Source organism: Proteus sp. MB838, assembly GCF_054767435.1.
The window spans coordinates 117,236-129,552 of record NZ_BAABMO010000002.1 but is presented as its reverse complement, the minus strand read 5'-3'; the positions used below and the strand labels follow the sequence as shown (position 1 = coordinate 129,552).

General features: G+C 35.7%; 10 protein-coding genes. 6 read left to right on the top strand and 4 right to left on the bottom strand.

The window, feature by feature from the left end:
- The first annotated feature begins 6 nt into the window (after window positions 1–6).
- On the top strand, window positions 7–1,407 hold the full coding sequence (locus ACYUCW_RS01470) for an amidohydrolase (RefSeq protein ID WP_004251191.1): 1,401 nt from the start codon (window positions 7–9) through the stop codon (window positions 1,405–1,407).
- Window positions 1,408–1,483: 76 nt separating this feature from the next.
- On the opposite strand, the gene yidZ is transcribed toward ACYUCW_RS01470, so the two are convergent.
- The 3 genes from yidZ to ACYUCW_RS01455 all read right to left on the bottom strand — a co-directional run bounded on the left by yidZ (window position 1,484) and on the right by ACYUCW_RS01455 (window position 4,549).
- Window positions 1,484–2,455, bottom strand: coding sequence for an HTH-type transcriptional regulator YidZ (yidZ, locus tag ACYUCW_RS01465; protein WP_004248071.1), 972 nt, complete (start codon window positions 2,453–2,455; stop codon window positions 1,484–1,486).
- A complete protein-coding gene (locus ACYUCW_RS01460; protein ID WP_163748615.1) occupies window positions 2,448–3,632 on the bottom strand; it encodes an MFS transporter in 1,185 nt (394 codons plus the stop codon). The genes yidZ and ACYUCW_RS01460 overlap by 8 nt, the downstream gene beginning before the upstream one ends.
- A 125-nt stretch (window positions 3,633–3,757) precedes the next feature.
- Window positions 3,758–4,549: a helix-turn-helix transcriptional regulator gene (locus ACYUCW_RS01455; RefSeq protein ID WP_004248073.1), complete on the bottom strand. Its 792-nt coding sequence runs from the start codon at window positions 4,547–4,549 to the stop codon at window positions 3,758–3,760.
- A 92-nt stretch (window positions 4,550–4,641) separates the two neighbouring features.
- Between ACYUCW_RS01455 and ACYUCW_RS01450 the strand changes: the two genes are divergently transcribed.
- On the top strand, window positions 4,642–6,048 hold the full coding sequence (locus tag ACYUCW_RS01450) for an MFS transporter (RefSeq protein ID WP_004248074.1): 1,407 nt from the start codon (window positions 4,642–4,644) through the stop codon (window positions 6,046–6,048).
- Between the two features lie 201 nt (window positions 6,049–6,249).
- Here the strand turns inward: ACYUCW_RS01450 and mnmH are convergent, their stop codons facing one another.
- The gene (gene mnmH / locus ACYUCW_RS01445; RefSeq protein WP_023843561.1) at window positions 6,250–7,338 is read right to left on the bottom strand and encodes a tRNA 2-selenouridine(34) synthase MnmH; all 1,089 of its coding nucleotides are present in this window, start codon (window positions 7,336–7,338) and stop codon (window positions 6,250–6,252) included.
- Between the two features lie 303 nt (window positions 7,339–7,641).
- Between mnmH and ACYUCW_RS01440 the strand changes: the two genes are divergently transcribed.
- The 4 genes from ACYUCW_RS01440 to ACYUCW_RS01425 are packed head-to-tail and all read left to right on the top strand — an operon-like array spanning window position 7,642 to window position 12,282.
- Complete coding sequence (locus ACYUCW_RS01440; RefSeq protein WP_049256704.1) at window positions 7,642–7,923, top strand: YtcA family lipoprotein; 282 nt, start codon at window positions 7,642–7,644, stop codon at window positions 7,921–7,923.
- A 3-nt stretch (window positions 7,924–7,926) separates the two neighbouring features.
- Complete coding sequence (gene mdtN, locus ACYUCW_RS01435; RefSeq protein WP_004251178.1) at window positions 7,927–8,967, top strand: multidrug transporter subunit MdtN; 1,041 nt, start codon at window positions 7,927–7,929, stop codon at window positions 8,965–8,967.
- Window positions 8,954–10,810, top strand: a complete 1,857-nt coding sequence (locus tag ACYUCW_RS01430) for an FUSC family protein (protein ID WP_460408124.1) — start codon at window positions 8,954–8,956, stop codon at window positions 10,808–10,810. The genes mdtN and ACYUCW_RS01430 overlap by 14 nt, the downstream gene beginning before the upstream one ends.
- The gene (locus ACYUCW_RS01425) at window positions 10,807–12,282 is read left to right on the top strand and encodes a TolC family protein (RefSeq protein WP_049216873.1); all 1,476 of its coding nucleotides are present in this window, start codon (window positions 10,807–10,809) and stop codon (window positions 12,280–12,282) included. Before ACYUCW_RS01430 ends, ACYUCW_RS01425 begins: the two co-directional genes overlap by 4 nt.
- Window positions 12,283–12,317: the final 35 nt, after the last annotated feature.

Genomic DNA, 12,317 nt, shown 5'->3' with positions numbered 1-12,317 from the left:
GTAGTTATGTCATTTACTAAATCAATGCTTGCACTCGCTGTTATGGCGGTTTCTTTTACTAGTCACGCAGCCAAACAGGCTGATTTAATGATTGTCGATGGCACAGTGTTAACAATGGACGCACAAAATCAGGTTATCGAACAAGGAACGGTTGTTGTAAAAGAAAATAAAATTATCGCCGTTGGGGGGCCTGAGTTAACACAAGAATACCAAGCCAACAAAGTGTTAGATGTGGATGGTGATATCGTGATGCCAGGATTAATTAATACCCATACACATGCATCAATGACGGTTTTTCGCTCTTTAGCTGATGACGTGCCAGACCGATTACATCGCTATATTTTCCCTTTAGAAAATAAAATGGTGTCTCGCGATATGGTTCGCGTGGGAGCAAACCTCGCCAATGTTGAAATGGTAAAAGGGGGAGTAACTACCTATGTTGATATGTATTATTTTGAAGATGAAGTTGCTAAAACGGTTGATAAGATGGGAAATAGAGCCATCTTAGGTGAATCAGTGATTAATTTTCCGGTGGCTGATGCACAAACCCCTGAAGAAGGCATTCAATATGCTGTCAATTTTATTAATGAATATAAAGATCACCCGCGCATTATTCCTGCCTTTGCACCTCATGCACCTTATACCAATACCACAGAGAACCTGCAAAAAATTGCTAAACTCTCGGTAGAGCTTGATGCCCCTGTGATGATCCATTTAGCAGAAACCGATAGAGAGAAAGAAGAAATTGCAAAACGAACCGATGGTAAAAGCCCAGTTCAATATATGGCAGATATTGGCGCTTTAAATAATAAAGTCATTGCCGCTCATGCGATTATGGTTGATGAGCAAGATATTGATTTATTAAAAAAATATGATGTAGGTGTGGCTCATAATATTAGTGCTAATACCAAATCAGCCAAAGGTGTTTCGCCCGTTGTTGCCATGCTAGAAAAAGGTGTTCGTGTTGGTTTAGGGACTGACGGTCCAATGTCGAGCAATACACTCACAACGATGAATGAGTTAAATTTAGTAGGCAAAATTCATAAATTAGAGAATAAAGATCGCGCCGCAATGCCACCATTAACCGTCGTTGAAATGGCAACAATAGGCTCAGCCAAGGCATTACATATGGAAGATAAATTAGGCTCTTTAGAATCGGGAAAACTTGCTGATATTATTGTTGTTGATACTAAAGCTCCTAATATGGTGCCTATGTATAGCCCATATGCAGCATTAGTTTATGGTGCGAATGGAAGTAATGTTCGTCATACCATTGTAGATGGTAAAATTTTGATGGAAGATCGCCAACTGTTAACCGTAGATGAACAAGCGATTATCAGTGAAGCTCAAAATTTCGCGAATAAAGTACGCCAAACCGTTGTTGATAGTGGTGAAGTCGTTAAATAGATTATACTAATATAGCGTTAATAAGTTTATAAAAGGTGATTTGATATCAAATCACCTTTTTTATTATTTTAAACTATCAGATATCGGAGGTTTGTTGGTTAATACTTTTTCTTATTGTATTTCTTAACCATATAATTTTTGTATTATGGCTATTACGCTTATGCCATAACAAAACAAAAGGTAGATGAAGCTGTTCTAAAAACACAGGGGGGAGAGGGATAGGTAATGTTACAATATCAGGAAAATGTGTTTTCACATAATAACGACAATATCCTGGTGCACAAGTAATTAATTGATGGTCAGGTTGAGATATCATAAAAAGAGATTGCTCAAAAGAAGTATAAGTAATTGCTATCTGACGACTTTTGTTCATTTCTTTTAAGATATTATCCAAAGCCCAATGACTTTGTTTGTCATATTCTGTACTCACCTGAGAAAACGATAAAAAATTATTAAGATCCCACTTCATTTTCATTAACGGATGATTTTTGTGTAGATAAACGAGTGGGATATCATCAAATAATATTTCATAATCAATCACATCAGGAAGTAGCTCTAGTAACTCTTTTGAGCGTGAATAGTATTCTCGTCCAACAAGCCCAATATCAACTTCTCCATCAATAATATTAGAAAGGGAATTATATTCCCAATTTTTTATCTGAAGTGTGGATTTTGGGTAATGAGATAATATTTGTTGTGGTAAAGAAGGTAACATGACCTGATGTAACGGTGTTTCTAAAACTAAATTAAATTTAAGTCCAACAGGAACTTCTGTATTACGTTTATTGGCTATATGGTGGCTAATATTAATAAAATCAGATAAAGAATCTTCAATACTTAACGATAATGGTGTTGGGATCAACCCTTGTGGACTACGGATAAAAAGAGGATCATCAAACCATATCCTTAATTTGGCTAATGCTTTACTCACAGCAGAAGGAGAAATGGATAACCACTTAGCGGCCAAGGTGACACTGCGCTCCTGTAAAAGAATTTGAAATATGACTAACAAATTCAAATCAATTCTATGTAATGGTTTGTTAGACATTATATTTAACCTTTTTTTGTTCTGTGAACCGAGGAAAGCATAGAAAAAGAGTACCTACAATACAACTGATAAATAAAATAACCACCAACATATTTATTGAGGATACTTCAATCCACCCCATTACCCAAATATAAAGTGAAGAAAAACTTAATTGTGAAATACCCAGCACAGAGCTCGCAACGCCGGCTCGTTGGCTAAAGGGAGAAAGTGCTTGGCTCATAATAATCCCAAATAATAACGCAAATCCTGAGCCGCATAATGCAAAGGTAATAAAAAACCAACGCATGTCACTCTTTTTCCCTATAAAAAGGAAAATAATACCTATTCCAAAACATATAAACCCTACTGATAAAATATGCTTATAGCGGTATTTCATTAATATTTTTGGCATTAAAAAAGAAATGGTCATACTTATCATTGCTAATGATGTCATTAATATTGAATACTCTCCTGTTGAATAATTCATTTGTTGCATCACTACAATAGGGGAAATATTGACATAAGTAAGAATAACGGCCATTCCTAAGCAGGAAATAAGTAAACGACTTAAAAAATAGCGAGTGAAAAAAGAGTCTGTTGTTGGTTTTATTACAGATAGATTTACTTTTTTATTTTTAATTTCTTTTTTATGGTAAGTCTCTTTTATCCCCAAAAAACAAAAGATAAAAACCAATAGGGAATAAGCCCCCATAAGATAGAACATCATTGACCATTCGCAATATATTAAAATAATAAAGCCTAGAACGGGAGCTAATACCGGAATAATACAAGTAATACCATTTATCATAGAAAGTACTTTAGCACGTTGTTGTTCTGTTAATGTATCTCTTAATATCGCAAAAGTAACAACGTAACAAAAACCTGAGCCACTACCTTGAAAAAATCGTGAAATTAAGAACTGTTTTTCCGTTATCGAAAGCCCAGCACTTAATGACGCTAAGAAAAAAATCAGAGTACCAAATAAAATAACAGGCTTACGACCTAAATTGTCACTGCACCATCCAGCAATTAACATGGATGACACCATTCCCATCAAATAAATTGAAAATGCATGGTGTAATGTCACTTCAGAAGCATTTAAATCGCTAGCAATTGCTGTTAATCCAGTTAAGTATAGATCAACACCAAGAGGATAAATCAATACTAAAAAAAAACTAAAAATAACATATTTAGTCATAAACCACCTCGTTTTAGAAAGTGGCATTCTAGTAACTAAAAAAAATAAAACCTAATGATAAAAGAGCAATCGCTTATTTCCATAATGGAAATAAGCATGCTTTTAGTTTTTATATCCTTTATTTTCTACTTATCTTTAGGGATATATACTAAAATTCGATTATATTTTTCTAAATCAAATGCTAATGAGGTGTATTCATAACGCTCGTTTTTACCAGCAAAATTTAATGTTCTTACTCCATCACAGGGAGGGTAGATCTCATGTTTTTCCCACATATGCTTAAATTCTGGTGATGAACAGTTTAATTTAGCAATTAGCTTACGAATATTTGGATCATTTTTAGCTCTTGCATGGTCACGCCGGAAACTAGCAAGTAATCTATCCGCTGTATGCTCCCAATCATTGATGCGTGTTTTGTATCTAGGATCCATAAATAACAAATAGAGATAATTACGATTTTCAGTACAGTAGTCCGAAAAATGGAAGTATAGATCTGCTTTTTGATTATAAGCTAAAACATCCCAGTGTAGATTTAAAACATAGCAAATATATTCTGGAGGAAAGTCAGCTAAAATTTTTAAAATCGTATCAGGAACTTGGTATTCCACTATGCCGGTTTCTGTCGGCTCTCTCATATGTGATAATAAGTAAAGATGCTGCCTTTCCGCGCTATTTAAGTGTAAAGCTGTCGCTAAATTATCTAGAAATTGACTTGATACTCCAATATCCCGCCCTTGTTCAAGCCATGTATACCAAGTTAATCCGACACCAGAGAGTGCAGCTACTTCCTCTCGGCGTAAACCAGGAGTGCGTCGACGCCCTGTACCAGGTAAACCAACTGACTCAGGTGAAATACTTTGTCTTTTAGTACGTAAAAAATCAGCAAGCTCGGGGCGTGTTCTTTTTCTTTCTGTCATAGGCTATTGCTTTTAGTAATAGTATAAATGGTTAAATTGTATCAGGATAAACAACTTATTATAGTCTTATTTTTTCATCATTGAGATAAGAAATGAGCAAACAACAACGTATCGCTTTATTTGTTTTATTATTAGCTGGATTCGTTACTATCTTTGATCTATTTGTCGTTAATGTCGCTATAGTTAATATTGAACAAACACTTAACGCCACACTCACCGAACTCACATTGATTATTGTCGGATACGAATTAGCATTTGGCTTGCTATTAATCACAGGTGGACGATTAGGTGATATTTATGGACGTCGAACACTCTATCGCTTTGGAATGTTTGGCTTTACGTTATCATCTGTATTATGTGCAATTTCTCCAAGTGCTGTTTTACTTGTTATTGCCCGTTGTTTTCAAGGACTAACTGCAGCCTTGTTATTCCCTCAAGTATATTCAAGTATTCGCCTTAATTTTGATAGCTCACAAGCCAAAAAAGTATTCGGCTTACTTGGTATGACGTTAGGTGCTGCCGCTATAGCAGGGCAAGCCTTAGGTGGATTATTAATATCATTAAATATATTTGGGTTAGCGTGGCGTACTATTTTTTTGATAAATCTTTTTATTGGTGTGATCGCATTATTTTTTTCGCGCTATCTTACCCAAAATGAATTATCCGATCATACCAAATTGGATATAGGAGGAGTCATTTTATCTACACTTAGTATATCATTTACGTTATTACCATTGTTGATGCTTCCTATCTGGCACTGGCAATGGTTTAGTTCATTATTTTTTCTTGTTGGAATAAGTCTATTAATACTATTTTTTTGTTATGAAAAAAAATTAAAATACCAAGGGAAGCAACCTCTATTTGACCTGATACTCTTTACTAATCATCAATATGTTATTGGGCTCATTATTGTTGTTTTTGTTTATTCAACATCATCTGCTTTTCCTATGATAATGTCGATATTATTACAAAGTGGGTTTAATCGTACGGTTTTTGATTCTGGCTTAATGTTTGTTCCTGCAAGTATCGGTTTTATACTTTCCTCTTTATTCACACCGAAGTGGATCAAAAATATTGGCGAACATGTTATCTATTGGGGCGCAGTCTGTTATGCCTTCAGCTATATTTTGCTTATTTTAGGCGTCTATTATTTGATTACCCCTAAGAACACTACATTAATTATTCCTTTCTTATTGTTAGTTGGCTTTACACAAGGCATGATTATGACTCCTATGCTGAATTTAGTGTTAGAAAAAGTGAAGCCTGAACTTGTAGGGATTGCTTCCGGATTAACGGCAACATTACAACAAATTGGGGCTGCTATAGGGGTAACATCTGTTTCCATCATTTTGCAATTTAGCCTCACACAGGTTATATCAAGGAATATAATTGAACATTATAAGATAGCGTTTAGTTTTAGTATGTTGTTTAATTTTATAATGGCTATATGTGCGGCTTTTTTCTTGAAAAAAATAACAAACCATAAGAATACGTTATAAAGTTAGTCATCTTGTTATACGTTTTAACAGAACTATTTGGTTATTTTACTGTTTGTGTAAAAGAAGTGAATAGTCGTAGAACTAAGAATATTAATTGTCAGTTAACTCTTTTGATTTAGAGAAAATAGTGCTTTTTTAACAAAAATAATTAACCCCCAATATCTATTGGGGGCTTTATTTTAGTACAGAAAATCTAGGGAGTTAATGGTTAGCAAACCATTGTTCAACTTCTTCATAGCTACCCGTATAGATAATTTTATCTTGTTTTTTACTTAACTGGTAACGATACATAGGATCGTAATATTCTTTTAGTAAAGGCGATAACCATGAAAAATGCACTTCTGTATTCGCACTTATTTTTTGTGCGGCTAAAGCATTATCAAGTAATTGGGTTAACTCCGCGGCTCTTTGAGCACCTAATCGACGTCGAATAGCATACAATCCATGATGCAAATAATCACTGTATTCTTGCCAACCTTTTTCTTCACCATACGCTTCAATAAAGTCATGAGTCATACGATCAAAATATTCTTCTTTGAGTCTTGCCATACGCCGCTCAAATGGATCATCCACCACAACCAAATGGGCTGTTGCCATTTGTATACGCAAACTTTCCGGTAAACCATTAGCACCTATAGCACGACCTTCGTCTTCGAGTACCCAACGCGAATGATAGGGGGATTTTTTTAACATATCGACAGCAAGGTAGTTTTCGAAAGTCGCTTGAGCAAACTGAGCCTCAACAGTGCGACCAAATGAGGAGCCTCGATGATGAGCGAATCCTTCTAAATCAATTCCCTCTGGTAAAGAGCGTACTAAGGTTGTTTTACCATTACCTGTACAACCACCAATTAAGATAATAGGGCGTTGTACTAGCTCATTGGTCATTTCGATCGTCGCTTGTCTTAACGCTTTATATCCACCTTCAATTAAAGGATAATCGATGCCTATTTCAGCTAACCATTTTTGAACAATGTGTGAACGCATACCGCCACGAGCACAGCAAATAAATCCGGAAGGAAAACGCTCGCAAGCCTCACGCCAAGCAGCAACGCGATGTGCTTTTATCTCGCCTTTAACTAATTGATGCCCCAACTCTACCGCTTTTTGAGAGCCATGTTGTTTGTAGCAAGTCCCTACAGCCGCACGCTCTTCATTATTCATTAAAGGTAGATTTATTGCGTTGGGCATCGCTCCTTGATTGAATTCTATTGGCGCACGAACATCAATAATTGGTGTTTCATTGGCAAGGAGTTGGCGTATATTTTGAGCAGAAAGCGTTGATTCCATAATAAAAACTATAATATCTAAACAGGCAGAAAGATTGTCTACTATACTCTTAAAATTACCTAATAGCACACACAGAGCATGTTTTTGTGAGTAATAAAATCAAACTCTATTTAACCAGCACTGCGGCATTATTTTGAAAAGCGTATTTAAAATAAAGAAAATTGAATTGATCATAAATAATTCAACTACAATAACCTTATGCTATTTTTGGCAAAATAATATAAGTCACTTTATTACAACTAAAAATATTATAGTATTGATAGCTATGAATGGATTTAATCATAAAATGATAGGTGTATTACCTTGAACTTAATAAAAAAACATCATCAAATTATCAGCTTAACTGTGATGACTGTATTGTTGACGGGCTGTTCACAAGGGCATTCTCCTTTTATTCCTATGCTAGGTGCTTATTTTCCCTATTGGATGTTATGTACATTTATTGGCCTATTAGGTGCTTTTTGTCTACGGGTTTTACTTATCTACTGGGGAATTGATGATAAATTGCCAGTACCTTTGTTATTTTATTTTGCGATTATGTTATCAATTTCTTTAACTATCTCCTTACTTTATTTTACTTATTAAACTATGGATAAAAAAATTAAAAAAAGCCTAGCACGCGTGATCACCATTATTGTTTTTTTGATAACGCTCATTTTATTATGGCAAAGTATTCATATATCGGCATTAAATCCTCTTAGTGAAGATGCCATCATTGATGCAAATAAAATTAATATCTCAGCCTCGGTGCCTGGACGCATTGCTGCTGTTTATGTCAAAGAAAATAGTAAAGTCAAAAAAGGCGATTTACTGTTTACACTTGATCCCACAATGTACGCACTCAGGGTAGAGCAAGCAAAAGAGCAACTACAGATTGCACAAGCGACATTAAGCAATAAGCAACGTATTATTATTGCGGAAACATCCAATTCAGAAGTGGCACAAGAGCAAATAAAACGTGCGCAGGTCAATTTATCATTAGCCACACAATCATTAAATCGATTAGAACCTTTATTAGCAAAAGGCTTTGTCACAGCACAACAAGTCGATGATGCTCGGACGTTAAAACATGATGCTGAAGTGACATTAAAACAAGCACAGAAACAGAATGAGGCATCTGAAGCACTTATTAATAATACCGATTCAGAAGAAGCATTAGTCAAGTCATTAAAAACATCGCTTGCCATGGCAGAGTGGGAGTTAAGTAATACTGAGGTAAGGGCGCCAAGTAATGGATATATCGCTGGGGTCGTTTTATCTCCCGGTGAATTTATTTTGTCAGGGCAATCTGTTTTTACTTTAATTGACTCTGATACTTGGTTTGCTTCGGCTTATTTTAAAGAGACAGATTTAAATAATATAAAAATTGGTAGCTGTGTGGTGATTTACTCCATGATTGATAATCAACACCCCATTAAAGGTAAAGTTGAAGGAATTAGTCGGGGAGTCATGTCGACCGATCTGATTAATATTCCAAGAGACTTACCTTATGTACCTAAATCATTAAATTGGGTTCGGGTTGAGCAGCGTTTTCCTGTCAAAGTCATTATTACTGAACCACCAGAAGCACTCATGCGCATCGGTGCCACTGCTACTGTAAATATTGTACCTAACGATGATGACTGTTAAATCTTCGCTGATAGCAAAACAAGTCAAACAAGATTTATTACCTTTTGACTATCGATTCGCCACTACGTGGCGCATAGCGTTACTGTGTGCCTTAATGGCCGTGATCGCTATGGTTTATGAAATTCCTGAATCAGCAATCAGCTGTTATTTAATTATCTATTTGATTAAAGCGGATGCGGTACAAAATATATTACTCTCCCTTGGGGTCATTATTTTATGCTCCATTGTGGTTGGTGTGGCGTTAGTGCTGTTTAATCTCACTATTCAAAATATTATTTTACGCTTCTTTTTTATGGCTTTTTTCTCAGCCATTTTTATGTATTTAGCTTCAGCAAGTAGTCTTGGTGATATAGGCAATTTAGTTGCTTTGGTGATCGCCTTTTTAATGACGCTAATTGAAGATATCCCATTTGGTGATGCTGCAACCAGAGGATTGCTTTATGCGTTATTAATGGCCGTTTCACCGATGCTATTGGTGATTGTATTCAATTATTTTTTTGGTATTAGCCCACGGAAATTACTGCTTAATAAAATTTCAACGCGCTTTATGGCAGCCCATGATTTTTTCTTAGGGAAAAAAACTAACCAGATAACGCTGAGTGAAATACTAGGAACACAAGCAGAATGCCAACGTTATTTGATGGTTATGAAAATCCTTTATCTATTAGGTAAAGAAGATATCCAATGGTTAGAAAACATGGTTGATAACTCCTATGCAATATTAGTTATGTCAATAACAATGGATGACAATACCTCAACATCGTTACGTTTTATGTTAGCGAAAAGATGTAAATATATTGCGGACTGTTTTGCCAATCACTCGTTAGATAACATTAAAGATAGTGTGCAACGTCTTCAGCCAATAAATAGAATTGCTTTATTGGATAAATTTAATACTATTTTGCTAACAAAACGAACCACTAAACCCATTAAAAAAGCCACACCCTTTTTTGTAAGCGATGCATTTAGTAATCCTAATCATAAATACTTCGCTATTAAAACAACTCTTGCCGCTATTTTATGTTATTTGTTTTATGATTATTTTAAATGGCAAGGTATCCATACAGCGATGATCACTTGCTATGTGGTTGCACTTACTTCAGTGGGCGAAACGGTTCATAAACTTACACTAAGAATAATAGGGTGTCTGATTGGCGCATTAATTGGCATGATCTCACTGCTTTATATTATTCCTAATATTTCTGATATTTTTCAGTTGATGGTATTGATCTTCTTCTGTCTTTTACCTGCAGCCTGGGTTGCCGCCGGTAATGAACGTATCTCTTATGCTGGCGTACAAGTAGGTTTAGCCTTTTTGCTAACGACACTACATGGCTTTAAACCGAGTTTTGATATGGATGTGGTTTCCGACCGTATTTTGGGTATTTTATTAGGCAGTATTGTTATGTATGTCATTTTTACTCGAGTCTGGCCCGCGAGTATCGTCAATACAATATACAAACAGCTCGCCACGATTTTAGATGACTATACAAAGTTAAGATGCTCTACCAATAAAAGTGAGTGTTTAGATTTAGTCGCCTCTATTAATGAGACTATTGCACAATCTAAAGATAATATTGATTTACTGCTGTTTGAGAGAAAAGATAAAGAAAGAAACAAAGTATTCACCTTGTTTTTTAAACAGTCATTAAGCAAGATTTCTTACATTAGTCGCCATAGTTATGCTGATAGGTTTATTTTTGATGATAATGGTGAGTATTCCGATACACTGCCTTTATCTCCAGATGATTTTAAGAAAAATGTCTTAACTGAAGAAATAAAAATGTTGCCCATCAATGAAAGAGAACAAGTATTTAAACAGTTAATAAGAGAAAATAGATGATGATAAAATCGGCCATTAATCATAAAAAATATATTCTATCATCGTGGTTAAGTTTATTACTTGTTGGATGTATTGATACTAGCGATTATGGGAAATACTCAGCACAACAACCGATGCCTTATAATAATACAAACTATATGGCAGCTTCTGAGCAATACCTCGCCACACCTCAGCAAGAGCAAACCACTAAAACGAGCTATGGATTGGCCGAGCTTATCGATCTTGGTCAGCAAAATAATCCTGAAACACGGATTGCTTGGTTATTAGCGAAAAAATCAGCCACCGATATTGGTATGGTAGAAAGTACTTATTTGCCGATTATTACCGCAACGGCATTGGCAGGTTATCAAAGAGGAAAAGTAGATTTACCCGCCAATCCAATTGTTGATGATATTAAAACATCAAACAGTGCTTTTATTCCAGCATTAACCTTTAGATGGCTTATTTTTGACTTCGGTAAACGAGGAGCTTTAGCCGATGCCGCTAAACATGCTTCTTTGGCAACAAACCTTAATTTTAATCTGATGCATCAAAAAATAATTCATGATGTTTCTGTTGCCTATTTTAGTTATGGTGCGGCCCTTAAAAAAGTCACTCTTACCCAAGAGGCACTGCAAAGAAGCAAAGATATTTTATATGCCATAGAGCAAAAACGTGCGCGGGGATTAGCAACCGTATTAGATGTTGCTTTAGCCAAACAACAAGTAGCCCAAGTAGAATTACAACATGTGTTAGCTAAAGGTCATGAAAAAGATCAATATCAGTTATTACTGTCTGCAATAGGTGTCTCTCCCTTTGAAAAGATAAAAGTGAATTATGATAATGACGCGCGCTTACCTGATGATATTTCCCCATTGACTCACGATGTGATAAAAAAAGCGTTATCACAACGCCCTGATATTTTAGCTCACTATGAATTAGAGCAAGCGGCATTAAAAACGGCACGCTCTGTTGAATCTGACTATTTTCCTAAAGTGTATCTCGCCGGTGCTCTTGCTGGTGGTTCGGGGCATTTTGATGTTCAGGGGTTACCTGAAATTAGCCAACGAACTTCATCGTCGAATATTTTAATTGGCGTGAGTATTCCCTTATATGAAGGGGGCATGCGTCAGTCGCGAATGAGCAATGCTCAATCAGATATCCAATTAGCACAAGAAAATTTGCGCAAAAGCCAAGATACGGCAATCAAAGAGATCTCTCTCAGTGAGAATGCGTTAAGATCGGCCCTTGAAGCAAACAAAGCGGCTAAAAATCTCGTTGATACCGCACAATTAAGTTATACCGCCAGTGTCGATTTTTTTAACAATGGACTAGGTACAGTAACGGAGATTAATACTGCAGAAATTGCACTATTAAATGCGCAGCTCTCACATATAGATGCTTATACAGGCTCATTAATTGCCGCAGTAGATTTAGCCTTTGCTTTAGGGGATATTGATCAGGGCTTATCTAATATACACCTTGATAAATAGAGATAATCACCTTATAAAAAGGGCTGCCTATCAAA